At 74.0% G+C, this 23,452-nt stretch carries 23 protein-coding genes; 10 read left to right on the top strand and 13 right to left on the bottom strand.

Annotation, left to right across the window (positions count from 1 at the left end; all coding sequences use genetic code 11):
• Window positions 1-211 precede the first annotated feature (211 nt).
• The 3 genes from lnt to fxsA are packed head-to-tail and all read left to right on the top strand — an operon-like array spanning window position 212 to window position 3,232.
• Complete coding sequence (gene lnt, locus ACRAS8_RS03990; protein WP_438484366.1) at window positions 212-1,873, top strand: apolipoprotein N-acyltransferase; 1,662 nt, start codon at window positions 212-214, stop codon at window positions 1,871-1,873.
• Window positions 1,870-2,625 carry a polyprenol monophosphomannose synthase gene (locus tag ACRAS8_RS03985; protein WP_438484365.1) on the top strand — a complete coding sequence of 252 codons (756 nt, stop codon included), beginning with the start codon at window positions 1,870-1,872 and terminating at the stop codon, window positions 2,623-2,625. Before lnt ends, ACRAS8_RS03985 begins: the two co-directional genes overlap by 4 nt.
• Window positions 2,626-2,659: 34 nt before the next feature.
• Window positions 2,660-3,232, top strand: coding sequence for an FxsA family membrane protein (gene fxsA / locus ACRAS8_RS03980; protein ID WP_438484364.1), 573 nt, complete (start codon window positions 2,660-2,662; stop codon window positions 3,230-3,232).
• 99 nt (window positions 3,233-3,331) lie between these two features.
• Here the strand turns inward: fxsA and ACRAS8_RS03975 are convergent, their stop codons facing one another.
• The 3 genes from ACRAS8_RS03975 to ACRAS8_RS03965 all read right to left on the bottom strand — a co-directional run bounded on the left by ACRAS8_RS03975 (window position 3,332) and on the right by ACRAS8_RS03965 (window position 5,442).
• The gene (locus ACRAS8_RS03975; RefSeq protein WP_026170122.1) at window positions 3,332-3,709 is read right to left on the bottom strand and encodes an RNA polymerase-binding protein RbpA; all 378 of its coding nucleotides are present in this window, start codon (window positions 3,707-3,709) and stop codon (window positions 3,332-3,334) included.
• A 276-nt stretch (window positions 3,710-3,985) separates the two neighbouring features.
• On the bottom strand, window positions 3,986-4,852 hold the full coding sequence (locus ACRAS8_RS03970; RefSeq protein WP_438484363.1) for a glycerophosphodiester phosphodiesterase: 867 nt from the start codon (window positions 4,850-4,852) through the stop codon (window positions 3,986-3,988).
• On the bottom strand, window positions 4,849-5,442 hold the full coding sequence (locus ACRAS8_RS03965) for a YczE/YyaS/YitT family protein (protein WP_438490338.1): 594 nt from the start codon (window positions 5,440-5,442) through the stop codon (window positions 4,849-4,851). Before ACRAS8_RS03965 ends, ACRAS8_RS03970 begins: the two co-directional genes overlap by 4 nt.
• A gap of 194 nt (window positions 5,443-5,636) precedes the next feature.
• On the opposite strand from ACRAS8_RS03965, the gene ACRAS8_RS03960 reads away from it, so the two are divergent.
• Complete coding sequence (locus ACRAS8_RS03960; RefSeq protein ID WP_438484362.1) at window positions 5,637-7,142, top strand: PLP-dependent aminotransferase family protein; 1,506 nt, start codon at window positions 5,637-5,639, stop codon at window positions 7,140-7,142.
• 7 nt (window positions 7,143-7,149) lie between these two features.
• On the opposite strand, the gene ACRAS8_RS03955 is transcribed toward ACRAS8_RS03960, so the two are convergent.
• Window positions 7,150-8,772 (bottom strand): hypothetical protein, encoded by a 1,623-nt coding sequence (locus ACRAS8_RS03955; RefSeq protein WP_438484361.1) that lies wholly within the window; start codon window positions 8,770-8,772, stop codon window positions 7,150-7,152.
• 2 nt (window positions 8,773-8,774) lie between these two features.
• Entirely contained in the window at window positions 8,775-8,969 is a 195-nt protein-coding gene (locus ACRAS8_RS03950; protein WP_438484360.1) for a hypothetical protein, read from the bottom strand.
• Window positions 8,970-9,161: 192 nt separating this feature from the next.
• Between ACRAS8_RS03950 and ACRAS8_RS03945 the strand changes: the two genes are divergently transcribed.
• Entirely contained in the window at window positions 9,162-9,623 is a 462-nt protein-coding gene (locus ACRAS8_RS03945; RefSeq protein ID WP_438484359.1) for a YchJ family protein, read from the top strand.
• A 5-nt stretch (window positions 9,624-9,628) separates the two neighbouring features.
• Here the strand turns inward: ACRAS8_RS03945 and ACRAS8_RS03940 are convergent, their stop codons facing one another.
• Window positions 9,629-10,042: an RNA-binding S4 domain-containing protein gene (locus tag ACRAS8_RS03940; protein ID WP_438484358.1), complete on the bottom strand. Its 414-nt coding sequence runs from the start codon at window positions 10,040-10,042 to the stop codon at window positions 9,629-9,631.
• 60 nt (window positions 10,043-10,102) lie between these two features.
• Entirely contained in the window at window positions 10,103-11,227 is a 1,125-nt protein-coding gene (locus ACRAS8_RS03935) for a Ku protein (RefSeq protein ID WP_438484357.1), read from the bottom strand.
• 31 nt (window positions 11,228-11,258) lie between these two features.
• Here ACRAS8_RS03935 and ligD point away from each other — a divergent pair, with 31 nt between their 5' ends.
• The 4 genes from ligD to ACRAS8_RS03915 all read left to right on the top strand — a co-directional run bounded on the left by ligD (window position 11,259) and on the right by ACRAS8_RS03915 (window position 14,518).
• Window positions 11,259-12,164, top strand: coding sequence for a non-homologous end-joining DNA ligase (gene ligD / locus ACRAS8_RS03930; protein WP_438484356.1), 906 nt, complete (start codon window positions 11,259-11,261; stop codon window positions 12,162-12,164).
• 52 nt (window positions 12,165-12,216) lie between these two features.
• Window positions 12,217-12,759: a hypothetical protein gene (locus tag ACRAS8_RS03925; protein ID WP_438484355.1), complete on the top strand. Its 543-nt coding sequence runs from the start codon at window positions 12,217-12,219 to the stop codon at window positions 12,757-12,759.
• Window positions 12,760-12,800: 41 nt separating this feature from the next.
• Window positions 12,801-14,024, top strand: a complete 1,224-nt coding sequence (locus ACRAS8_RS03920) for a D-alanyl-D-alanine carboxypeptidase family protein (RefSeq protein WP_438484354.1) — start codon at window positions 12,801-12,803, stop codon at window positions 14,022-14,024.
• Window positions 14,025-14,305: 281 nt separating this feature from the next.
• Entirely contained in the window at window positions 14,306-14,518 is a 213-nt protein-coding gene (locus ACRAS8_RS03915; RefSeq protein ID WP_438484353.1) for a cold-shock protein, read from the top strand.
• A 79-nt stretch (window positions 14,519-14,597) separates the two neighbouring features.
• Here ACRAS8_RS03915 and ACRAS8_RS03910 read toward each other — a convergent pair whose 3' ends face one another.
• The 3 genes from ACRAS8_RS03910 to ACRAS8_RS03900 all read right to left on the bottom strand — a co-directional run bounded on the left by ACRAS8_RS03910 (window position 14,598) and on the right by ACRAS8_RS03900 (window position 16,500).
• Window positions 14,598-15,173, bottom strand: coding sequence for a GNAT family N-acetyltransferase (locus tag ACRAS8_RS03910; RefSeq protein ID WP_438484352.1), 576 nt, complete (start codon window positions 15,171-15,173; stop codon window positions 14,598-14,600).
• A gap of 50 nt (window positions 15,174-15,223) precedes the next feature.
• Window positions 15,224-15,418, bottom strand: a complete 195-nt coding sequence (locus tag ACRAS8_RS03905) for an antitoxin (RefSeq protein ID WP_438484351.1) — start codon at window positions 15,416-15,418, stop codon at window positions 15,224-15,226.
• A gap of 65 nt (window positions 15,419-15,483) precedes the next feature.
• The gene (locus ACRAS8_RS03900) at window positions 15,484-16,500 is read right to left on the bottom strand and encodes an alpha/beta hydrolase (protein WP_438484350.1); all 1,017 of its coding nucleotides are present in this window, start codon (window positions 16,498-16,500) and stop codon (window positions 15,484-15,486) included.
• A 152-nt stretch (window positions 16,501-16,652) separates the two neighbouring features.
• Between ACRAS8_RS03900 and ACRAS8_RS03895 the strand changes: the two genes are divergently transcribed.
• Complete coding sequence (locus ACRAS8_RS03895) at window positions 16,653-16,943, top strand: hypothetical protein (RefSeq protein WP_438484349.1); 291 nt, start codon at window positions 16,653-16,655, stop codon at window positions 16,941-16,943.
• 21 nt (window positions 16,944-16,964) lie between these two features.
• Here the strand turns inward: ACRAS8_RS03895 and ACRAS8_RS03890 are convergent, their stop codons facing one another.
• From ACRAS8_RS03890 to ACRAS8_RS03880, 3 genes are read right to left on the bottom strand one after another with little or no spacing between them, the layout of a single operon-like run.
• A complete protein-coding gene (locus ACRAS8_RS03890) occupies window positions 16,965-20,036 on the bottom strand; it encodes an alpha-mannosidase (RefSeq protein ID WP_438484348.1) in 3,072 nt (1,023 codons plus the stop codon).
• Window positions 20,037-20,090: 54 nt separating this feature from the next.
• Window positions 20,091-22,175, bottom strand: a complete 2,085-nt coding sequence (locus tag ACRAS8_RS03885) for an endo-beta-N-acetylglucosaminidase (protein WP_438484347.1) — start codon at window positions 22,173-22,175, stop codon at window positions 20,091-20,093.
• Window positions 22,172-23,443, bottom strand: coding sequence for a glycoside hydrolase 5 family protein (locus tag ACRAS8_RS03880; RefSeq protein ID WP_438484346.1), 1,272 nt, complete (start codon window positions 23,441-23,443; stop codon window positions 22,172-22,174). The genes ACRAS8_RS03885 and ACRAS8_RS03880 overlap by 4 nt, the downstream gene beginning before the upstream one ends.
• Between the last annotated feature and the right edge of the window lie 9 nt (window positions 23,444-23,452).

The following is a 23,452-nucleotide window of genomic DNA, read 5'->3' as shown; positions in this document are numbered from 1 at the left end:
GACCCGCAGCCAGCGGGCCCCAGGCCGGCCCGAAGGGCGCCGGGCCCTGATCCGCACCCCCAGAACCCCGAACGCTCCGGCACCGCGCCCCTTCTCCCCGTGTTCCGTCCGTCGCGTTCCGTGCCCGGTCCCGCACCCCGCCCCCGCGCCACCGGCCCTCCCATGTACGGTCAGCTGACAACCGGACGACCTTGCAGGAAGGCCCGCGACCGTGCCATCGGGTTCCGACACCACCGCAGCAGCCGCGCGCGGCACCGCGCCCGACGGCCCGGTGCCGTCCGCGGCGAACGGCGAGCGCCGCCCCGGCCGCGCCCGCCGGCTGGCCGCCCTGGCCCGCCGCGAGGCGCTGCGCACCGCCCTGGCGGCCGTCGCCGGCAGCGCGCTGGGCCTGGCCTTCCCGCCGTACGGGCTGTGGCCGCTGTCCCTGGTCGCGGTGGCCGCGCTGGCGCTGCTGACCCGCGGCCGGCGGGCCCGCCAGGGTGCCTGGACCGGCTTCGCGTTCGGGCTGCCGTTCTTCCTCATCCTGCTCAAGTGGCTGCACGTGGTCGGCTGGGACGCGGTGGTGGGCCTGTCCGTCGCCGAGGCGCTCTTCGTGGTGCTGCTGGGCGCCGGACTGGCACTCACCTCCCGGCTGCCCGGCCGGCCGCTGTGGGCCGCGTGTCTGTGGGTCGCCCAGGAATGGGCCCGGGACCGGCTGCCGTTCGGCGGCTTCCCGTGGGGGCGGCTGGCGTTCGCCAACACCGGCTCGCCGTTCACCCCGCTCGCCGCGCTCGGCGGCGCCCCGCTGGTCACCTTCGCCGTCGCGCTGGCCGGCGCGCTGCTGGCCGGCTGCGCGGTCGCCCTGTGGGGGATGCGCCGGGGCGGCGGCCCGCGTGCCCTGGTCCGGACGCTGGAGGCGTTCGGACTGGCCGCCGCGGTCACGGTGGCCGGACTGGCCGTCCCGGTCCCCACCAAGGCCGACGACACGGTGCGGATCGCCGTGGTGCAGGGCAACGTCCAGCAGCCCGGCATGGACTTCCTGGGCCGCCCGATGAAGATCCTGGACAACCACGCCACCGCCACCGAGAAGCTCGCCGACGACGTCCGCCACCACCGCGTGCCCAAGCCGGACCTGGTCATCTGGCCGGAGAACTCCTCCGACCTGGACCCCTTCCAGTTCCCGCAGGCGTACGACCGGATCGAGGAGGCGGTCAGGGCGATCGGCGTGCCCGTCCTGGTCGGCGCCCTGATCGACCACCCGACCAAGCGGGGCTACGTCTTCAACGAGGGCATCGTCTGGGACCCCCGGACCGGCCCGGGGGCCTCGTACACCAAGCAGCACCCGGTGCCGTTCGGCGAGTACGTCCCGTTCCGGGAGCAGCTCAGCAAGATCATCACGCGGTTCCAGCGGGTGCCCCGCGACTTCTACCCCGGTGACCACACCGGCCTGCTGAAGGTCGGCCCGGCCAGGCTCGGCGACGTCATCTGCTTCGAGGTCGCCTACGACGAGATCGTCCACGACACCGTCCGCGCGGGCGCCCGGGCCCTGGTCATTCAGACCAACAACGCCACCTACGGGCGCACCGGCCAGCCCGAGCAGCAGCTGGCGATGTCCAAGCTGCGGGCCGTCGAGCACGGCCGGGCCGTGGTCACCGCGGCCACCAGCGGGATCAGCGCGGTGGTCGCCCCCGACGGGACCGTTACGCACCAGATTCCCGAATTCACCCAGGGTGTGGTCTCGGCCCGCATCCCTCTGCGCGACGAAACGACGCTCGCCGACCGCGTTGGCGCGGCTCCCGAGTGGCTGCTCGCTATCGTGGGCCTCCTGTCCTGCGGGGCCGCCGTCATCGCCGGCCGGCGCGGGCGTACGAAGGACGAGAAGGGACAGCAGTGACAGACGGTCAGCGGCAGTACGGTCCGCTCGGCACCACGTTGGTGATCATTCCGACGTACAACGAGGCGGAGAACATCAAGCCGATCGTCTCGCGGGTGCGGTCCGCCGTCCCCGAGGCACACGTCCTGATCGCGGACGACAACAGTCCCGACGGCACCGGCAAGCTCGCCGACGAACTGGCCGCCGAGGACGACAAGGTCCACGTCCTGCACCGCAAGGGCAAGGAGGGGCTGGGCGCCGCCTACCTCGCGGGCTTCCGCTGGGGCATCGAGCACGGCCACGGCGTACTGGTGGAGATGGACGCCGACGGCTCCCACCAGCCCGAGGAGCTGCCCCGGCTGCTCACCGCACTCAAGGGCGCCGACCTGGTGCTGGGCTCGCGCTGGGTGCCCGGCGGCCGGGTGGTCAACTGGCCCAAGCACCGCGAGATCCTCTCCCGCGGCGGCAGCACCTACTCCCGGCTGATGCTGGACGTCCCGATCCGCGACGTCACCGGCGGCTTCCGCGCCTTCCGGGTGGAGACGCTGCAGGGCCTGGGCCTGGACGAGGTCGCGTCCCAGGGCTACTGCTTCCAGGTCGATCTGGCCCGCCGGGCCGTCCGGGCCGGTTTCCACGTCGTCGAGGTGCCCATCACCTTCGTCGAACGGGAGCTGGGCGACAGCAAGATGAGCCGCGACATCGTCGTGGAGGCCCTCTGGCGGATCACGGCCTGGGGCGTCGGTTCCAAGGTGAGCAGGATCCGCGGTCGCTGACCCCGGTTCGGAACGGGCCAGGCACACTGGTGGCATGACGTTCGGAGCCACGCCGCCATCGCCCGGTCCCCGCCCACCCCGTTCGCGCGTCCGCCGGTTCGCGCCGTTGGGCATCGCCGCCTGGATGGTGCTGGAGATCTGGCTGCTGACGGTGGTCGGCGGCGCCACCAGCGGCCTGACGGTCTTCCTGCTGTTGCTCGCTGGGGTGCTCGCCGGCGGCGCGGTGATCAAGCGGGCCGGCCGCCGTGCCTGGCGCAACCTCACCGGCGCCCTGCAGACCGGCGGCGCCCCCGAGGCGCCCCGCGCGACCGGCACCGCCGGCACCGGCAACACCCTCCCGATGATCGGCGGGCTGCTGCTGATGGTGCCCGGCCTGCTGTCGGACGTGGCCGGGCTGCTCTGCCTCTTCCCGCCGACCGGCCGGCTGATCCTGCGCCGCGCCGACAAGCTGCTGACCCGGTCCGGCAGCTTCACCGCCGGGTCCTTCGGCGACGTGTACCAGCAGGCCCGCATGCATCGCCCCGACGGCAAGGTCGTCCCGGGCGAGGTGATCCACCCCGACGAGCCGCCGGCCGCCCGGCGCCAGGACCCGCCGCTCACCCGCTGAACGCGGGCCGCGGAGACCGCGCGGACACGGCAAGGGCCGGTGCCACCGTCGGTACGGTGGCACCGGCCCTTGCCGTGTCGCTCTGCTCGGTCCGCCTCGTCAGGCGGACTTGCGGTTGCTGTCGCGCGGATGCACGGCGATGTTCATGGTGCCGGAACGCAGGACCGCCAGCCGCTCGGCCAGCACCTCCTCCAGCTCCTCGCGGGTCCGCCGCTCCATGAGCATGTCCCAGTGCGTACGCGCCGGCTTGCCCTTCTTCTCCTCAGGACCATCCCCATCCACCAGGAGCGAGGGTGCGCCGCACACCTTGCACTCCCACTCCGGCGGAATCTCGGCCTCAACCGAGAACGGCATCTCGAAACGATGTCCGTTCTGGCATGCGTACTCCACCGCCTGGCGCGGGGCCAGGTCGATGCCGCGGTCGGTCTCGTAGCTGGTCACCACGAGGCGCGTGCCGCGGAGAGCTCGCTCACTCATGAATCGTGCCTCCCGGGCTTTGTCGCCCACAGGACAGGTGTCGCTGTCGTCGTCATCCGGTCAACGTCCGGTCGGCGGTGAAGATTCCCGTCATCGGGACATGCGTCGCCTGCGTCGCCCGTCGTGCCGCCCCTTGTTGTACCCACCAACGCCCGGTTTGTCACATCTGGCAGCAGATGTCACCCAGCGCCTCAAGGAGTTGAGCGCGCAGTAACGGTCCGCCTGGTGAGCCAAAGGCGTACACTACCGCCCCACGCCCTGAAGGGCTAAATCCGGTCAGTTACCGGATTCCCGGCCGCGGCGATCGCCTGCCGTGCCGGCATCCGATCCCGGGCGCGTGGCCTGGACCCAGCACCCCCGGTCGGTCAGGACCGTGCGCAGGGTTTCGAGGCGGTCGGTCATGATGCCGTCGACGCCCAGATCCAGCAGGGCCCCCATCCGTTCTGCGTCGTTGACCGTCCACACGTGGACCTGCAGGCCCAGTGCGTGTGCGGCGCGCAGGAAGAGGGGATCGACGACGCGGATGCCGGACTGCCGCTCGGGGACCTGGACGCAGACCGCGCTGCGCCGTACCGCCGCGCCCAGCAGCCGGTCCAGCGGCAGCGCCCCGCGCCCGTAGGAGCGCAGCCGCAGCCCGGCCACCCCGCGGGTGCCCAGCGAGCTGGCCATCCGGCCGCCGGCCAGCCGCTGTGCCCGGGCCACCCGGGCCTCGGAGAACGAGCCGACGCACACCCGGCCCCAGGCGCCGGTGCGGCGCAGCAGGGCCAGCAGCGGCTCCAGTGCGCCCTCCGCCTTCAGGTCGACGTTCCACCGCGCCTCGGGGAACTCCTCCAGCAGCTCCTCGAACAGCGGCAGCGGCTCCCGGCCGGCGACCCGGGCCCGGCGGACCGCCCGCCAGGGGAGGTCCGCGATGGCGCCGCCGGAATCCGTGACGCGGTCCAGGGTCGGATCGTGGAAGGCGACCAGGGCGCCGTCCGAGGTGGCGTGGACGTCGGTCTCCAGGTAGCGGTAGCCGAGGTCCACCGCGCGGCGGAAGGCGGCGGCGGTGTTCTCCAGGCCGTCCGCGGCCCCGCCGCGGTGAGCGAAGGGCAGCGGGCCGGGGTGGTCGAGATAGGGATGGCGCAGGCGTATCGCAGGGGTCACTCCGGCAGTATCGCGCGCTCCGGTGACGGCTCGGGGGAGCGGGCCACCACGGTGGACGGCCGCTCGGGCAGCCCCTCGACCGCGAACCGGCGCAGGAAGAACTGCGCCAGCGGCCCGATGGCCAGGGCGTAGACCACCGTGCCCACCCCGAGCGAGCCGCCGAGCGCGAAGCCCGCGGCCAGCACGGTCACCTCGATGCAGGTCCGCACCAGCCGGACCGGGCGGCCGGTGCGCCGGTGCAGGCCGGTCATCAGGCCGTCGCGCGGCCCCGGGCCGAAGCGTGCCGAGATGTAGAGGCCGGTCGCGGCGCCGTTGAGGAGGATCGCGGCGGCCAGCAGCGGAATACGGACGGCCAGTGGCCCCAGTGGGGGGACGAGGTCCAGCGTCGCGTCCATGACGAGCCCGAGGATCACCACGTTCGAGACGGTGCCCAGGCCGGGGCGCTGGCGCAGCGGAATCCACAGCAGCAGGATCAGCGCGCCGGAGACGATGGTGACGGTCCCGATCGTCAGCCCCGTATGCCGGGCGATGCCCTGGTTGAGCACGCTCCACGGCTCCAGGCCCAGCCCGGCGCGGACCATCAGGCCCATGCTCACGCCGTAGAGCACCAGCCCCGTATAGAGCTGTACGAGTCGGCGCGGCAGATGCGGCCGCCCGGTGCCGGACCCCTGGGTGATGGACACGACGTTTCCCCCTCCTGGCAGGATTGGACTGGTGCGTGCCACCATGTGGCATGTACCGGCTCGGCATGTAGAGCCAATTCGGGGAAGGTGGACTGATCTTTATGGCGCAGTGGACTTCCGCGGTAGGGGCGCCGCAACTCGCCCGGCTGCTCCGGTCGCAGGACCCGCGGGCCGCCGAACTCACCGCGAACGGACGGAAGTTGCCCGCCTACCGCAGTCTGGCCGACGGCGTCCGCCGGCTCGTCCTCGAAGGCCGGGTGCCGGTCGCCGCCCGGCTTCCCGCCGAGCGCGAACTGGCCGCCGCGTTCGGTGTCAGCCGCACCACCGTCGCCGCCGCCTATGAGGCGCTGCGCGCCGAGGGCTTCCTGGAGTCCCGGCGCGGCTCGGGCAGCTGGACCGCCGTCCCGGCGGGCAGCCCGCTGCCCACCCGCGGCCTGGAACCGCTCCCACCGGAGGCCGCGGGGTCGATGATCGACCTCGGCTGCGCCGCCCTGCCGGCCCCCGAGCCCTGGCTCACCCGCGCCGTCCAGGGCGCCATGGCCGACCTGCCGCTCTACGCCCACACCCACGGCGACTACCCGGCCGGTCTGCCCGTGCTGCGGCAGGCCCTCGCCGACCGCTACACCGCCCGCGGCATCCCCACCATGCCCGAGCAGATCATGGTCACCACCGGCGCGATGGGCGCCGTCGCCGCGATCTGCCGCCTGTGCACCGGCCCCGGCGAACGGGTGGCCGTCGACTCGCCCTCCTACGCCAACATCCTCCAGCTGATGCGCGACGCCGGCGCCCGGCTCGTCCCGGTGGCCCTCGGTGAGCGGCTGGCGGGCTGGGACATCCCGGTCTGGCGCCAGGTGATGCGGGACGCCGCGCCCCGGATGGCCTATGTCGTCGCGGACTTCCACAACCCCACCGGCAGCCTGGCCACCGAGGACCAGCGCCGCCGCCTCGTGGACGCCGCGCGCTCGGCCGGCACCCTGCTCGTCGTCGACGAGACCATGACCGAGATCGTGCTCGACCCGGACACCGAACCGCCCCGGCCGGTCTGCGCGTTCGACCCGGCCGGCAGCGCGGTGATCACCGTCGGCTCGGCCAGCAAGGCGTTCTGGGCCGGGATGCGGATCGGCTGGGTGCGGGCCGCGCCCGACCTGATCCGCAGCCTGGTCGCCGCCCGCGCCTACTCCGACCTCGGCTCGCCCGTCCTCGAACAGCTCGCCATCGCCTCCCTCCTGGAGGGCGGCGGCTGGGAGGAGGCCGTCCGGATACGCCGCGAACAGGCCCGGGAGAACCGCGACGCGATCGTCGACGCGCTCCACCGGCACCTGCCCGACTGGGAGTTCAGCGTGCCGCGCGGCGGCCTGACCCTGTGGGCCCGCACCGGCGGGCTGTCCGGCTCGCGGATCGCCGAGGCGGGCGAGCGGCTCGGGGTGCGGGTCCCCTCCGGGCCGCGGTTCGGCGTCGACGGTGCCTTCGAGGGCTTCGTACGGCTGCCGTTCACGGTCAGCGGCGCGGTCGCCGAGGAGGCCGCGGTCCGGCTGGCAAAGGCGGCCCGGCTGGTGGCGACCGGGGCGCCGGTGGACTCGGAGCCGCCGCAGGCCCTCGTCGCCTGAGCGGGCGTCAGTCGCCGTTGACCGGTGCCGCGTCGGTGTGCTTGGCGAGGGACACCGTCCAGGCCGCGTCGTCGGCCGGCTCCGGGTCGTCCGCCGGCAGACCGTCGTCCGCCGGCAGCCCGCTGTACTTCGGCAGCAGCTCCAGGACGGCCTCCCGGTGGGCCTCGACGGCGGTCTTGTCGAACGGGTCCGGGGTGGCCGGCACCTGGAGGCGGAGCACCGGGCCGCCGCCGAGCCGGGCGTAGCCGCGGCCCGGCGGGACGTAGGGGGGCGGCGTGGTGCTGGGCGGGGCGCCGAGCACCGCCCGCACCTCCTCGGCGGTCGCCGGACCGAGCACCACCCGCGCCTTGGTGTGCGTCCGCACCGGGTCGCTCAGCAGCTCCGCGGTCTCGAACTGGTCGGCCGCCGCCACCGTCACCTGTGCCGCCCGGCCGTGCCGCAGCGGCACCTGGAGCAGCCGCTGGGGGTCGCCCCGGCCCTCCACCGACGCCAGATGGGACAGCGCCGTCAGCTTGTCCGCGATGATCCACAGCGGCCGCCGGGCGTTCGCCGGCGCGGGCCGCCCGGCCTGCTGCGCCCGGTTGGCGACGACCAGCCGCCGCTCGGTCTCGTGCGCCGCCCACTCCAGCGCCGCCAGCGCCCCGGCCAGCCCGCTCTCCACCGCCAGCACCCCGTGCCGCCCGGCCAGGCACCCGAACTCGCCGGTGCCGCCGCCGTCGATCACCACCACATCGCCGTCCCGCAACGCCTGGAGCGCGATCGAGCGCAGCAGCGTCGTACCGCCCGCGCCCGGCTGCCCCAGCGCCAGCAGATGCGGTTCGGTGGACCGCCGGCCGGTGCGCCACACCACCGGCGGCACGTCCCGCTCCTCGTCCCCGCACACCACCGGCAGCGTCCGCTGCACGGATTCCGGATCGGTGAAGCCGAGCACCGTCTCGCCCGGGGAGGTCACGAAGGGCTGCGCCGCGATGTCCACCGGCAGCGGCCCGAGCGCCGTCATCACCAGCTGGTTGGCCTCCTCGTGCCAGTCGAAGCGGTACTCCCGGCCGCGCCCGGACTTGGCGTGCAGCAGCTGCTCGACGCGGGCCCGGGCGCCGGCCTCGCCGTCGGGGAAGTACGCCGGGTACGCCAGGCGCAGCCGCGCCGGCCGGCCGTCCTCGTCGAAGGCGTACTCGGTGAACGCCTCCTGCCAGTCACCGTCATGGGCATACAGGAGTCCGGGGTCGTCCTCGAAGGAGAAGCAGGGCACCAGCGCCTCGTAGAGCGCCCGCAGCCGTCCGGTCTCCGCCTCGCTCGGGCCGGGCGCCACCTCCGCCTCCGGCTCCTGGTACCGGCCCACCCAGGCCGCCACCGCCGTCACCGCGACCAGCGCGAGCAGCGGCCCGTACGGCACCAGCGCCACCAGCACCACCCCCGCGCCGGCCACGAAGCACAGCGTCCCCCGCTGCTCCTTGGGGGTCGCGGCCCAGCGTTCGCGCCCGGCCGCCGCCAGCCGGCGCAGGCCCCGGCCGATGGTGATCAGCGGTTGGAGCACCTCGCTCGCGCCGTCGGCGGCGCTCCGCGCCAGCTCGCGGCCGCGGGTGACCGGGGCGTTGCCGGTGAGGATGCGGGGCAGGGGGTGCCGGGCCACAGCTAGAGCTTGATCCCGCCGAGGAGGCTGGCCAGGCTCGCTCCGCCGGCCTTGATGCTGGGCGCGATGGCCGAGCCCGCGAGGTAGAACCCGAAGAGGGCGCAGATCAGGGCGTGGGACAACTTCAGGCCGTCCTTGCGGAAGAAGAGGAAGACGATGACACCGAGCAGGACGACGCCGGAAACGGACAGAATCATGGGGTTCTCTCCTGGGTGTGGGGACGGTCACCGTGAGTTCTTCCAGTCTCACGGCCGGTATCAAGCCAAGAAAAGCCGCAAATGGCGGATTTATCGTGGAAATCCCTCAAATGGTCCAGATGTGGGGTGCCTTGACGGGCCCACACCCCGCCCGCCGCGGACCCGTCCCGCCCGACCCGGCACAATCGAGGCGTGTCAAAGCCCAGAAAGCCGTCGAAATCCCCGAGGCAGCGGACCCGGCAGCAGCCGCCCGCGCCGACGCCCGTCACCGAGGACGCACCCTGCCCGTGCGGCCGCGAAGCGAGCTACGGCGCGTGCTGTGCCCCGTTCCACCGGGGCCGCGCCGACGCCCCGACGGCCGAGCGGCTGATGCGTTCCCGCTACAGCGCCTTCGCCGTCGGCGACACCGCCTATCTGCTGCGCAGCTGGCACTCCACGACCCGCCCCGCAGCCCTCGAACTCGACCCCGCGCAGCGCTGGACCCGTCTGGAGATCCTCGACGCGACCGGCGGCAGCGCCTTCCACACCGAGGGCACGGTCGCCTTCCGCGCGCACTACACCGTGCGTGGCCACGCCGGCAGCCAGGAGGAACACAGCCGCTTCGCCCGCGAGGACGGCCGCTGGGTGTACGTGGACGCGCTGCCCGACGCCTAGGGCGCTCAGGGCCCCTGGTCGGGGGCCGGGCCGGTGCCGAGGTGGCGGCGCAGCTGGTCCAGTTCGCGGCGGTCGCGCTTGGTGGGCCGGCCCGCGCCGCGGTCCCGTACGGCGATCACCGCGATCTCCTCGCGTGGCGGCGCCGGCGGGCTGTTGTCGACGTAGCACTCGACGGCGACCGGGGCACCCACCCGCTTGCGCACCAGCCGGGTCACCACCACGATGCGCTCCCGGCCGGACTGCCGCAGCCGTACCTCGTCACCGGGCCGTACGGCGTGGGCGGGCTTCACCCGCTCGCCGTTGACACGCACATGGCCGGCGCGGCAGGCCGACGCGGCCATCGAGCGCGTCTTGGTGAGCCGCACCGACCAGATCCAGCTGTCGACCCGGGCCGTGGTCGTCCCCTCGTCTGAAGCCATGCTGCGACTCTAGCGCCAGGCCGAGGGGGACGGCCCCGGACCGCCGCCGCGGCGGCGGGACTACGACGCGGTGGACTTCGACGTCCGTTTCGCCCTGGTCTGCTTCTTGGTCGCGGTCCGGCCGGTGCTGCCGGTCCCGCCGCGCTCGGCCGCGGCGGTCTTTCCGGCGGCCGGTGAACCGCCGCTTCCCGTACGGGCGTTGGACCTGGTGCCGCCGGTCTTCCCGCCGGTGGTCCCGCCGCCGGCGGATCTGCCGCCCGCCGTCGTCTTGGTGGCGCCGCGCTTGCCGCCCGCGGTCCCTCCCGCCGCGGTCTTCTTCGCCGCCGTCCTCCCGCGGGTGGCGCCACGGCCCCGGAGCGGAGTGACCGACGCACCGCCCTCCGCACCCGTCCCGCCCTCGTCCAGGGCGCCGCCGCGGGCGGCCCGGACGCTCTTCTCCAGCGCCGCCGTCAGGTCGATGACCTTGGCGCCGGGGACGGCGGAGGTGTCGGGCGCGGCCGGGGTACCGCCCTCCAGCTTGGCGGCGACGAGTTCCTCCACCGCCTCGCGGTAGTCGTCGTGGAGTTCGGTCGGGTCCAGCTCGCCCAGCGAGTCCATCAGGGTCTCGGCCAGCTGCATCTCGTTCTCGCGGATCCGGACGTCCTCCGGCGCGATCCCCTCCGCGGAGCGGATCTGGTCCGGCCACAGCAGCGCGTGCATCACCAGCGCCCCGTCGTGCGCCCGCAGCATGGCGAGGGTCTCCCGCCCCCGCATCGCCACCTTGCCGATCGCGACCTTCCCGTGGTGCTCCAGCGCCTCCCGCAGCAGGGCGTACGGCTTGGCGGCGGCGGCCCCGTTGGGGCCGAGGTAGTACGCCTTGTCGAGCTGGAGCGGGTCGATCTCGGCGGGGTCCACGAAGGAGAGGATCGACAGCGTCTTGGCCGTCGGCATCGGCAGCCGGGACAGGTCCTCGTCGGTGATCGGCACGACGGTGTCGTCGCCGGGCGGCTGGTACCCCTTGCCCACCTCCTCGTTCGGCACCTCCTCGCCGTCCAGTTCACAGACCTTGCGGTACTGGATCGGTGCGCCGTCCTTCTCGTGGATGCGGACGAAGGAGACCGGGGAGCCGCGGTCGGTGGCGCTGTAGGTCTTCACGGGGATGGTGACCAGGCCAAACGATATGGACCCATTCCAGATAGATCGCATGGTTCGTCCCTTATGTGGGATTCTCAATGGTATGTCGCCGATCACCGTCGTGGAGGGGCGGCGCCTCTCGCTGACGAACCTGGACAAGGTCCTCTATCCCGAGACCGGCACCACCAAGGGTGAGGTGGTGCACTACTGCACCACCACCGCGGACGTCCTGCTCCCGCACCTCCGCGACCGCCCGGTGTCCTTCCTCCGCTACCCCGACGGGCCGGACGGCCAGCGCTTCTTCACCAAGAACGTGCCGCCCGGCACGCCCTCCTGGGTGAAGAGCTGTGCGGTCCCCCATTCGAGGTCGGGGCCGGCCCGCCAGGTGCTCCTCCAGGACCTCGCCTCCCTGGTCTGGGCCGCCAACCTCGTCGTCGAACTGCACACCCCGCAGTGGACCTGCGGCGCACCGGGCGTGGCCGACCGGCTGGTCTTCGACCTGGACCCGGGGGAGCCGGCCACGATCGTGGAGTGCTGCGCGGCCGCCCTGTGGCTGCGCGACCGGCTGGCCGCCGACGGCCTGGACACCTATGTCAAGACCAGCGGCTCCAAGGGTCTGCACCTGGTCGTCGCCGTCGAGCCCACCTCCTCCGACCGCACCACCGCCTACGCCCGGACGCTGGCCGTCGAGGCCGGCGCGGCCCTCGGGGACCTGGTCACGCACAAGATGACCCGGGCGCTGCGGCCCGGCAAGGTCTTCATCGACTTCTCCCAGAACGCCGCAGCCAAGACCACCGCCACCGCCTACACCCTGCGCGCCCGCCCCGCCCCGACCGTCTCCACCCCGGTCACCTGGGACGAGGTCGCCGGCTGCACCGAACCGGGCCAACTCACCTTCCTCTTCGACGAGATCGCCGCGCGCCGCGCACGCCACGGCGATCTGCACGCCCCGCTGCTCAGTCCGGAGGGCGCGCGCCCGGTGCCGCGCGGCGTCCGGCGTCCGGCGTAGCGGCGGGCTGCTCATCGCCTACGGTGCGGCCACCGTCGTCGGCAACACGGTCGTGGGGTGGTTCGCCGACCGGCACCCGGTCGGGGTGCAGGTCGCCGGACTGGCCCTGAACGCCCTCTTCCTCGCCGGCTTCGCGCTCCTGGCGCAGCCGGCCGTCCCGGCGGTGGCGATGATGCTGGGCGTCGGGCTGGTCGGGGTGACGATGAACCCGGCGATGGCCACCCGGGTCCAACGCACCGGAAACGCCGGGCCGTTGGTCACCACGGTGCACTCCTCCTTCATCACGCTCGGGGTGATCGTGGGCTCGTCCTTCGGCGGCCTGCCCTGGACCCCTACGGCCTGCGCACGCCGCTGCGGCTCGGCGCCGGGCCGGCCGTGCTGGGGCTGCTCACCCTGCTGCCGGACCTCGTCCGCGGTGCCCGGCCGGACGCGGACAGCCGGCCCGGGGCGCTGGGAGCCCGGCAGGTGTCCGCGCCGGGCGGAGAGGCGCGGGAGGTGGGTGCCGCGCGGTCCTGACGGCGCGGCGGGGGAGCGGGAGCGGCCGGCCGGCTTCGCGGACCCGGCGGGGCCCGGCCGCCGGAACCGTATGGAGTAGGCCAACCGGCGCGCGGCCCGAGGCGTTCTTAGCGTGGCCCCATGCCGACAGCGACCTGGTCCCCCGTCAGAGCCCTGACCGCAGCGGCGGTCTGCGCCACGAGCCTGCCGGCCCTGGCCTGCCCGGCGGTCGCCGACGGCCCCAACGGCATCGACGACCTGCGCGGCGCGCCCCCGGCCCCGCTCCGGCACCTGCTGGACGAGCCCGGCGTGCAGTTCCTGCCCCGGCCGGGCGTGCCCGAGCCGCCCCGGGTCTCGGCCCTGTCGTGGGCCGTGACGGACCTGGGCAACCACCGGATCCTCGCGGCCAGGGACGCCCACCGGCAGCTGCCGCCGGCCAGCACCCTCAAGACGCTGTTCGCGCTGACCGTGCTGCCGAGGTTCGCCCAGGGCACGGTGCGCACCGTCTCCGGCGCGGACCTGGCCGGCATCGAGGCCGGCAGTGCGCTCGCCGGCCTCCGGGAGGACCTGCGCTACCGCGTCGGCGACCTGTGGCGCGGCGTCTTCCTCAGCTCCGGCAGCGACGCCGTGCGCGCCCTCGCCACCATGAACGGCGGCTGGCACAAGACCATCGAGGACATGCAGGTGACCGCGCGCCGGATGGGCGCCCGCGACACCCTCGTGGAGTCCGCCGACGGCTTCGACACGCCCGGCCAGTTCTCCTCCGCCTACGACCTCTCCCTCTTCGGCCAGGCCGGGCTGGCCGACCGGGACTTCGCCCGCCTCGCCGCCACGAAGACCGCGCTGCTGCCCGAGGACGGCGGGCCGGACGCGTCCGGCATCCAGAACACCAACCGGCTGCTGGTCGGCTCGCACGGAGTGGCTCCCTACCGGGGCCTGATCGGGGTGAAGAACGGCTACACCTCGCACGCCGGGAACACCCTGATCGCGGCCGCCCGGCGCGGCGACCGCACGCTGCTGGTCACCGTGATGCACCCGCGGTCCGGCGCCGAGAACGCGGTCTACGAGGAGGCCCGGGCCCTGCTGGACTGGGGGTTCGCCGCAGCGCCCCGGGCCGCGGCGGTCGGCGCGCTGCCGGCCTCGTCCCCCGACGGGTACGACGCCGGGACGGAGCCGGCCGCCCACCGGCCGCCGGCCACCGCCCCGCACCGGGCGCCGGCCGCCGGTCCGGCCGGCCGCACCGGCGACGTGGTCGTCTGGTCCTTCTGCGCCGCCGGGGTGGTCGCCCTGGCCGGGCTCGGCACCGCGCTGTGGTGGCGCCGGCGGCGGCCCGCCGGTCCCTGGGACGGCGGACCGGTCTCCTGACGACCCCCGGAGTCGTACAGGCGTCCGATCGACCGGGGATGCGGAGGGCGCGGTGTGGCCTTGCCCGGTGAAGGATGACGCGTTTGCCATGGTTTGTGGTGACTGGCGGCCTCGGTCGGTGTAGCGTCCTGATCAGCTGTCGTGGTTCCGAAGTGCCGGGCGCCCGTGTCGCATTCACGGGCGTTCTTTGTGTCCGGTACGTCTCCGGACCAGGGCGATCACCTCCGGATTCCGCGGGTTGCGGGAGCCGATTCGGGCCCATAGAGCGAAGGAGACGCAACATGGCTTCGGGCACGGTGAAATGGTTCAACTCGGAGAAGGGCTTCGGCTTCATCGCGCAGGACGACGGCGGCGCCGACGTCTTCGCGCACTACTCGAACATCGACGCCACCGGCTACCGCGAGCTGCTGGAGGGCCAGAAGGTCACCTTCGAGGTCACCCAGGGTCAGAAGGGCCCGCAGGCGGAGAAGATCAAGGTGCTGGCCACCCCGTGATCGCGGCCCCGCCGGAACCGACGGCGCCCGCCCCCGCGCAGTACGCAGGGGGCGGGCGCCGCCGTATGGGACGTCCCGACTACGGGCACCGGTCGTTGAGGATCTTCTGGAACAGCCGGTGGTCCCGCCAGGCACCGTTGATGAACAGGTACTTCTCCGCGGTGCCGTAGAGGGTGAAGCCGCAGCCGGTCAGGACCCGCTGCGAGGCGGTGTTGTCCAGCAGCGTGCCCGCCTCCAGGCGGTGCAGCCCCAGCTCCCCGTCGGCCGCCGCGCACACCGCCCGCACCGCGGCGGACGCCAGCCCGCGGCGCAGATACCCGGCGTCGATCCAGTAGCCGACGCTCGCGCTGCGCAGCGGGCCGTAGGTGATCTGGGACAGGGTGATCGCGCCCACCACGTCCGGCTCCCCGGGCCCGTCCGGCTCGCGGACCAGGACCCAGGGCATCAGCCGCCCGGCGTCCCGCTCCGCCAGCTGCGCTCGGAGGCGCTCCGTCTGGCCGGCCGGCGTGTAGTACCCCTCCGCGCGGACCGGTTCGGTGGCGCGGAGGTGGTCGAGACTGCGCTGGTAGGACCGGGCGAACCCGGCGGCGTCCGCCAGTTCGGCGGGGCGCATCAGGACGTCGGCGGCGAGCCGGGCGGACGTGGTGGTGATCATCCGTTCAGGCTAATCCCGGCCCGGGTCCTTGTCCCGGGCCGGGCGCGGAGTTACTGCGGCGGCTGGTCCGTGTCCCGGTCCGTCCCGCCGAGCTGCTCCTTGAGCTTGTCCTGGGCGGTGTCGACCTGGCTCTGGTACTTGCCCTGGGTCCGTTCGTCGACGTAGTCGCCGGCCTTGTCGATGCCCTTGCCTGCCTGCTCCTCATGGCCCTTGAGCAGGCTCTTGAGCTTGTCCAGCACGGACATGGGTCGTCCTCCTCAGCGACGGACCCCCCTCGGCTCCAGCATCACCCCCGAACGGACGATCTGCATCACGAGTCGCTGGGAACCGGGGCCTTCAGATGGTCGCTGATGAATTTCATGGAGCTGGTCTCCATGCCCTTCTGGTAATCCCAGGCATTGTGCCGGCCGCCGGGAATGACCTGGAACGCGGTGTGGATCGGACCCTTTCCGTACTTCTCCTGGAAGCGGCGGATGGGATTCAGCACCGAGGCGCCTTCCTTGCTGCCGGCCTGGAACGCCAGATACACTTCGGGTCCGCCCTTCTTCAGCAGGCCGGCCGCGAGCTTTTCCGGGTTGTTGGCGTCCTTCTCCTTCTGGTGCCCGGCCCACATCGGGGAATCCGGCACGATGTCCGGGCCGCTGGCTATCGCCGCCTTGAACTTCTCCGGGTACTTCAGCACCGACTTCAGTCCGGCGAAACCGCCCGAGGACGAGCCCATGAACGCCCAGCCGTCCCGGGACTTGAAGGTACGGAAATTGGCCTTGACCAGATCGACGACGTCGTCGGTCAGCCAGGTGCCCATCTTCTGCTGGCCGGGAATGTCACTTCCGTCGTGGTAGCGGGTGTCCGGATTGAGCATCGGCATCACCACGATGAACGGCAGGCTCTTGCCTTCCTCGGTCCACTTCGTGAGGTTTTCCTGGAGCTTGATGTCGCCGCCGACCCAGTAATTGGTGACGCCTTGCTTGTCCTTCGGGCTGCCCAGGCCGCCGGGCAGGGCGATCAGCACCGGAAAACCGCTCTTGGCGTATTTGGGGTCCTGGTACTGCTTGGGCGCCCACACCCAGACGCTGCCGGTGACGCCGGATTTCGCCCCCTTCAGCGTCGTCCGGGCTATGTGCGTGCCGTCGTCCAGGGTGCGGGTTATTCGGAACTCGCTCTTCGTGCCGCTGGGCATCCTGGTGTCCTGGTCGACCGGCTTGACGGAGGCGGACGAGCCGCCCGCGTTGAAGTCGACCGGCTTGCCGTTCTCCGAACAGCCGGCGAGCAGGGCGCAGGAGGCGACGAGGACGGCCGCGAGGCCGCGGGCGTAAGGGTGTTTCAACGGTGGCTCCGCTACTGACGATCACACGCGAGTGACCATGACGATCAAGTGCAAGTGCCCATAAAGAGGGAATACACGCCCTTGCGGTTCCCTCGTGCGCCCAACGGCCCGCTCGACGGGCAGCCCGCCCCGGTCCGGCCGAGAATGCAGCGGTGAGCGATGAACACCGCGGTGCCGACGACACCGCCGCCCGCGCCGTCCCCGGCGACGAGGAACGACGGCTGGCCAGAAAGGCGCTCGCCGGCCGCGCCCGGGACGCGGCGGATCTGTCGCTGCTGATGGACATGCTCGGCCTGGACCCGCGCCGGGACCCGGGCCGGGACGCCCCGCCCGGGCCCCGTCCGCTGCGCGGGAACCGCGGCCGCGGCGCCGGCCGGGACCGGCGGGCGGCCCGCCGGGACACCTGCCGCGACGCCCGCACCCCCTCCGCCGACCCCGGCTGAGCCACCCCCGCGCCCCGCAGATCAGCCGGCCGCGTGCGCGCCCACCGCCCGGCACAGCCGCAGTGTCACCAACTGGAACGGCCGCAGCGCCATCCGCACCGTGTCGCCCTCCCGCTCCAGGGCCGGACCGTCCTCGGCAGGACGCTCCAACAGGTCCGTGGCGACCGCCCCCGCCAGCGGGAAACCGCAGGTCAGGGTCGCGCGGGCGCGTGCTCCGCGGGCCTCGTGGAGCCGGACCACCACATCGCCGCTGCGGTCGTCGGCCAGCTTGACCGCGGTGACCACCACCGCGTCGTCGTCCACCGCGACCAGCGGCGGCACCGCCCCCGCCCCGGTCACCGCCCGCTCCGGCAGATTGATCCGGTACCCCTCGCGCACCGCGTCCCCGATCGTCGCCCCCGGGACCAGCGCGTACCGGAAGCGGTGGATGCCCTGATCCGTCTCCGGGTCCGGGAAGCGCGGGGCGCGCAGCAGCGAGAGCCGCACCGTCGTGGTGGTGCCCCGCGCCCCGCCGGGCCCGCCCTCCCGCACGGTGCGGGTCACGTCGTGCCCGTACGTCGCGTCGTTGACCAGCGCCACGCCCCAGTCCGGCTCACCGGCATGCACGAACCGGTGCACACACGCCTCGAACTTCGCCGCCTCCCAGCTGGTGTTGGTGTGCGTCGGCCGGTACAGATGCCCGAACTGGGTCTCCGCCGCGTACCGCTCCGCGTGCAGATCCAGCGGGAACGCGGCCTTGAGGAACTTCTCGGTCTCGTGCCAGTCCACCTCGGTGTCGATGTCCAGCCGCCGCTGCCCGCGCGCCAGCGTCAGCGTCTGCACCACCCGCGAGCCGCCGAAGCGCCGTACCACGCGGACCGTCGCGGCCTCCGGGGCCGCCGCGGCCAGCACCACCTCGTCCGCGTCGGTCAGATCGGTCACCACCCGCCGGTAGAAGGCGTCCACGTCCCAGGCGTCCCACATGGTGGGGAAGTCCGGATGGATCTGGAGCAGGTTCGCCGCCGCGCCCGGAGCGACCGCCTCCCGCCCGGCGGCCCGGTCGTACGCGGAGACGACCAGACCGCGACCGTCGATCTCGACCCGCAGCAGATCGTGCTGGAGGACGAACCCGCCGCCGGGGCGCGGCCCGGCGGCCACCGGCCCGCCCGACACCACCGGCCCGCCCACCGCGCCCGCCGCCACCCCGCCCCGGGCGTGCGGCGCGGCGTTCGCCACCAGCCGCCGGTCGCCGCCGCCGGCCAGCGCCGTCAGCGCGCCGCCGATCAGCGCCTCCAGCTCGGCGGCGACCGCGGCGTAGGCCCGCTCCGCCTCGCGGTGCACCCAGGCGATGGACGAACCGGGCAGGATGTCGTGGAACTGGTGCAGCAGCACTGTCTTCCAGATCCGGTCCAACTCCTCGTAGGGATACCGGAATCCGACGGTGACCGCGGCGGTCGCCGACCAGAGTTCGGCCTCCCGCAGCAGGTGCTCGCTGCGGCGGTTGCCGCGCTTGGTACGCGCCTGGCTGGTCAGCGTCCCACGGTGCAGTTCGAGGTACAGCTCGCCCACCCACACCGGCGCGTCCGGATGCTCGGCCTCGGCCCGGGCGAAGAAGTCGGCGGGCCGCTCCCACCGCACCACCGGCGAGCCGTCCAGATTCCGCAGCCGCCGCGCCTTGGCGACCATCTCCCGGGTGGTGCCCCCGCCGCCGTCGCCCCAGCCGGTCGGCGCCAGCGAGTGCCGAGCGGTCCCCTTCTCCTTGAAGTTCCGTGCCGCGTGGGCGAGTTCGGCGCCCGACAGTCGGCAGTTGTAGGTGTCCACCGGCGGGAAGTGGGTGAAGATCCGGGTGCCGTCGATGCCCTCCCAGCGGAAGGTGTGGTGCGGAAAGGAGTTCACCCGGCTCCAGGAGATCTTCTGTGTCAGCAGCCACTTCGCCCCGGCCGCCCTGATGATCTGCGGCAGCCCCGCCGCGAAACCGAAGGTGTCCGGCAGCCACACCTCGTCGTTCTCGACCCCGAACTCCTCCAGGAAGAAGCGCTTGCCGTGGACGAACTGACGGGCCATCGCCTCCGAACCGGGCATGTTGGTGTCCGACTCCACCCACATCCCGCCCGCCGGGACGAACCGCCCCTCCGCGACCGCCCGCCTGACCCGGGCGTAGACCTCGGGACGGTGCTCCTTGAGCCAGGCGTACTGCTGCGCCTGCGACATGGCGTAGACGAACTCCGGCTCGTCGGCCAGCAGCGCCGTCATGTTCGCCGTCGTCCGGGCCACCTTCCGCACCGTCTCGCGCAGCGGCCACAGCCACGCCGAGTCGATATGGGCGTGCCCCACTGCGCTGATCCGGTGCGCGGACGCCGCGGCCGGCGCCGCCAGCACCTCCCGCAGCCGGCGCCGCGCCGCCGCGGCCGTCCCGCCCACGTCCTGCAGGTCCACCGCGTCCAATGCCCGCTCCACCGCCCGCAGCACCTCCCAGCGCCGGGGAGCGTCCACCGGCAGCTCCGCCATCAGCTCGCCCAGCACCTCCAGGTCCAGGGCCAGCTCCCACACCTCGGTGTCGAACACCGCCAGGTCCATCCGCGCCAGCCGGTACAGCGGCGCGCTGCCCGCGGTCTCCGGATCGCCCAGAGCCGTCGGCCGGAACGGGGGGACGCCGAGGACGACGGGGTTGGACGCGGCCTCCAGATGCCACTCGACCCGCTCGCCGCCCCGCACCGGAGCCCCCACCCGCACCCACTGGTTCCGCGGGTTCAGGCCCTTCACCGGCGTCCCGTCCGGGAGGTACACCAGCGCCTCACACTGGAACCCTGGCATCCGCTCGTCGAACCCCAGGTCAAGCACCGCCTCCACGGTGCGCCCCGCCCACGCCTCGGGCACCGTCCCCCGCACCCGGAACCACGTCGTCCGCCACGGCGCGCCCCAGGCATCGCCCACCGCCACCGGCGTGTGCGCGGCGGCCAGCCCCTCGGCCACCGGCACCGGCTCACCCGGCCTGCCCGGCGCGACCCAGGCCGCCACCTCCAGTGCCACGGATTCCGGATACACGGCGGGCCGGATGCGTTCGTCGAGGACCCGCTTCAGACGGGCTTCGACCAGTGCGCGATCGTCATGCATGGCGTACGGCTCCAGAGGTCGGGGAGACGGGGGTGCGGCGACGGCCGGCCGGGGTCACCACGGGTACCGGACGGCCGCCGGCGCGGAGTGGGCGAACAGCTCGTCGACGGCGCGGACGGTGAGCAGCGCCGCCGCCTCGCCGCCGGCCCGGCGCAGCCCCGGCACGAAGAACGCGGTACCGCAGGTGCCACCGAGGAACACCCGGCGCCCACACGGTAGATGACGGTGCAGCACATACTGGCGGACCTGACCGGGGGCGCGCCGCCAGGCCAGCCGGAGCGCGGTCGCGCCGCCGACGGTGCCGGCCCCGGTGACCCTCGCCCCGCCGGGCGCGGCCGGCTTCCCGGCCCCGTCGTGGACCGCCAGCGCGCCCAGCCGCCAAGCCACCGCGCGCCCGCCCCGCCTGGTCAGCCGCACCCCCAGCGCGCGCACCGTCCCCCGGCCGAGGGCACCCGGCCGCAGCGTGACCGTGCGCCAGCCGCCCTCGGCCCGTACGGTGCCGGCCGGCAGAAAGGCGTACGGCGCGGGCGCACCCGGCGCGGGGGAGTCCCGCAGCGCCACCGCCACCTCGACGCTCACCGGGCCGGATCCCGGATCGGCGCGGTGCACCAGCTCCAGCACGGTCCCGGGCCCGCACGGCAGCCGGGCCGGGAACAGGTCCAGCACCGCGGGGGAGGGCAGCGCCCCGCGCACCAGCAGCGCACTGCCGCCGCGCCAGGCACCGGCGAAGTCCAGGCACACCTCCGGGCGCGGGCCCTCGGTACGGACCACCCAGCGGCGCGGCGGCAGCCGGTCCTGGAGCCCGAGGTGGTTCCACGGCGCGTCCGAGGCGACCGTGCCGTGCTCGTACCAGCGCAGGCCGTGACCGGTGTTGAAGGAGGTGGCGAACGGCACGGCGGTGACCGTCGAACGGTCCGCGACCACGCCCGCCGGTGCCCGCCACTCCCGGCCGCCGCCCGCCGGCCGGGACGGATCGAGTGCCGCGCCGGACCAGAACCGGTCGTCCGCCGCGTGGAAGCGGCCCGGCGTCCGCCCGGCGGGCAGGTGGTGCAGCGTCCACTCGGGCCGGTAGAAGCCGTACGACACCACGGGGTCGCGGCCGGGTGGCGCGATCGCGTCCCAGTCCACCGCGGTGCCCCAGCCCGCCGACTCCACATCGACGCCGGCCCACAACGCGTACCGGCTACGGCCCAGTCGGCCGGCCAGTCGCCCCGAGTCGGCGAGGGTCCGCGCGGTCCACCGGAAGTCCAGGAACACCGAGTCGGCGACCGGCCCGGCGGCGTCCTGGAAGAACTCCTGGTTCCGCGCGTCGAGCGCGCCCTGCCAGGCCACCCTGCCGTCCCGGTCCATCGCGTCGTACCAGGTGATCCGCAGGCCGTGCCGGGCGCCCGCGGCTCGCAGCGCCCGCAGGAACCCGCGCGTCTCCGCGGCGAGCGCGGCGTCCCCGCCGTCGGTCTCGGCGTTGACGAACCAGCCGTCGAAGCCGTACGCCCGGGCCACCGCCGCCAGCTTCGCGGCGAGCGGATGGCGCCCCGCGGCGTCCCGCCGCACCAGGTCACGGGTCCAGCGCAGCTGCCCGCCGTAGGCCGCCGGGGGCAGGAAGACGGTGCCCAGCACCGGTACGCCGTTGCGGTGCGCGGCGTCGACGACCGGGGCGGTGGGCGCGAGGATCAGCCCCTCGCCGGCCGAACCGCCCCAGAAGACCAGCTCGTCGAGGTACGCCCAGTGCGTCGGAGCGTAGACGTCGGCGGTGGCCGAACCCTGGGACGGCAGGCCGGAGGTGGGGCCGAAGGAGACCAGTGCGCTGATCCGGGCCCGGCCGGCGCGGGCCGTGGTGTTCGCCGGCGTCGGGGTGAACCGCTCGGCGAGCGGCACCGACGCGGCGTTGAACGCCAGATCGCGGTCCGTCTCCGCCGTCCAGGACGCCAGGCTGCGCCAGACGACACCGTCCGCGGGCGTGCCGTCGGGCAGCGAGTCCGGGAACCAGTACGCGGCGTACGGCTGGAGCGGCGCGGCACCGCCGGCAGCGGCCACGGCTCCCGACAGGGCGGCCGACGGGCCGAGCAGAGCGGCCGCGGCCCCCGCCGCACCCGCGTGCAGCACCCGGCGGCGGGGGAGTGGCCGGGGCACGCCGCTCATCGCCGCACCACCTCCTCCGGAGTGCACACCTCGGTGATCCCGCGCGCCGCCAAGTGACCCGAATCGGCGGCCAGTTGGGCGAGGACGAGGGCGGGCCGGGCGCCCTGCGCGGCCAGTTCCGCCCAGGCTTCGAAGACCGGGCCGCCCGGCGCGCACACCGAACGCCGCGGCGCCTCCTCGACGTCGCCGGCGTCGACGACCAGCGCGGTGGTCCGAGCCGGCGGCCGGTGCGGACGGTCCCGCCAGTGCGCCGCCAGCTCCGCGAAGGCCCGGCCCACCGGCTTGACCACCCCGTCCTCGGTGAGCAGCCCCAGCCCGTACTCCAGCTCCGGGAAGTCCGCCAGCGACCGCGGGACGTCGCCGGAGCACCACCACGTGACACCCCAAATCCCCTGGCAGTCGAGGACGTTGGTGACGGTGGCGGTGGCGAAGCGGGCCGCGCGGTCCTCGGGGATGTGCGGGGCGGGGGCGCCCACCTCCTGGAGCCACACCGGGCGGTGCGGGTCCCGTGCCCATGCCTTGGACAGCTCCACCAGGTACGCGGCGTGCTGCTCGGTGGCGGCGCCGGCCGGGCCGTGGCGCTGCGCCGTCCCGTTGAACACCCAGGAGTGCACGGCCGTCATGGCGCCGAGCCGGGCGGCCTGCGCGGGGGTGAAGGGATGGACGTCGAGGTACCAGGCGGCGTCGTACGCGGCGTGGAGGTGCGGCCGGCCCGGCGCGCCCCGCTCGCAGGCGGCCAGCATCCGTTCCAGCCAGGCCGCCGCCTGCCCGCTGGTGATCCGGTCCGGATCGGGGTGCGGGGCGTCCGCGAACTGGTTGAACTCGTTGCCGAGGGTCATCCCCAGGAAGGCGGGCCGGTCGGCGAGCGCGGCGGCCAGCGTCCGCAGGTACTCCTCCTGGCCGGAGAGGACCTCGGGATCGGTGAAGAGGCTGCGGCGGTGCCAGGTCCGCGTCCAGGCGGGCAGGAAGTCGAAGCTGGACAGATGGCCCTGGAGGCCGTCCACCGCGACGTCCAGTCCGCGGTCGGCCGCCGCGTCCGCCAGTCGCACCAGCTGCTCGACGGCGCGCGGCCGGATCAGCGTCCGGTTGGGCTGGAACAGCGGCCACAGCGGGAAGACCCGGACGTGGTCCAGGCCGAGCGCGGCGACGGCGTCCAGGTCCGCGCACACCGCGTCCGGGTCGAAGTCCAGCCAGTGGTGGAACCACCCCCGGCTCGGCGTGTAGTTGACGCCGAAGCGGATCCGGCGCGGCTCGTGGGCTACGGGCATGACGGAACC

Origin of the sequence: Streptomyces sp. S186, assembly GCF_051603415.1 — a bacterium.
GTDB lineage: Bacteria > Actinomycetota > Actinomycetes > Streptomycetales > Streptomycetaceae > Streptomyces.
Note: the sequence above shows the minus strand (reverse complement) of the source record. Positions and strands in the feature narration are given on the sequence as shown.

Excerpts from the sequence above, each read along its gene's own strand:
- fxsA (WP_438484364.1), top strand. The coding sequence starts at position 2,660 with ATGACGTTCGGAGCCACGCCGCCATCGCCCGGTCCCCGCCCACCCCGT.
- ACRAS8_RS03975 (WP_026170122.1), bottom strand. The coding sequence starts at position 3,709 with ATGAGTGAGCGAGCTCTCCGCGGCACGCGCCTCGTGGTGACCAGCTAC.
- ACRAS8_RS03965 (WP_438490338.1), bottom strand. The coding sequence starts at position 5,442 with ATGGGCCTGATGGTCCGCGCCGGGCTGGGCCTGGAGCCGTGGAGCGTG.
- ACRAS8_RS03960 (WP_438484362.1), top strand. The coding sequence starts at position 5,637 with ATGGCGCAGTGGACTTCCGCGGTAGGGGCGCCGCAACTCGCCCGGCTG.
- ACRAS8_RS03950 (WP_438484360.1), bottom strand. The coding sequence starts at position 8,969 with ATGATTCTGTCCGTTTCCGGCGTCGTCCTGCTCGGTGTCATCGTCTTC.
- ACRAS8_RS03940 (WP_438484358.1), bottom strand. The coding sequence starts at position 10,042 with ATGGCTTCAGACGAGGGGACGACCACGGCCCGGGTCGACAGCTGGATC.
- ACRAS8_RS03935 (WP_438484357.1), bottom strand. The coding sequence starts at position 11,227 with ATGCGATCTATCTGGAATGGGTCCATATCGTTTGGCCTGGTCACCATC.
- ligD (WP_438484356.1), top strand. The coding sequence starts at position 11,259 with ATGTCGCCGATCACCGTCGTGGAGGGGCGGCGCCTCTCGCTGACGAAC.
- ACRAS8_RS03920 (WP_438484354.1), top strand. The coding sequence starts at position 12,801 with ATGCCGACAGCGACCTGGTCCCCCGTCAGAGCCCTGACCGCAGCGGCG.
- ACRAS8_RS03915 (WP_438484353.1), top strand. The coding sequence starts at position 14,306 with ATGGCTTCGGGCACGGTGAAATGGTTCAACTCGGAGAAGGGCTTCGGC.
- ACRAS8_RS03910 (WP_438484352.1), bottom strand. The coding sequence starts at position 15,173 with ATGATCACCACCACGTCCGCCCGGCTCGCCGCCGACGTCCTGATGCGC.
- ACRAS8_RS03905 (WP_438484351.1), bottom strand. The coding sequence starts at position 15,418 with ATGTCCGTGCTGGACAAGCTCAAGAGCCTGCTCAAGGGCCATGAGGAG.
- ACRAS8_RS03890 (WP_438484348.1), bottom strand. The coding sequence starts at position 20,036 with ATGCATGACGATCGCGCACTGGTCGAAGCCCGTCTGAAGCGGGTCCTC.
- ACRAS8_RS03885 (WP_438484347.1), bottom strand. The coding sequence starts at position 22,175 with ATGAGCGGCGTGCCCCGGCCACTCCCCCGCCGCCGGGTGCTGCACGCG.
- ACRAS8_RS03880 (WP_438484346.1), bottom strand. The coding sequence starts at position 23,443 with ATGCCCGTAGCCCACGAGCCGCGCCGGATCCGCTTCGGCGTCAACTAC.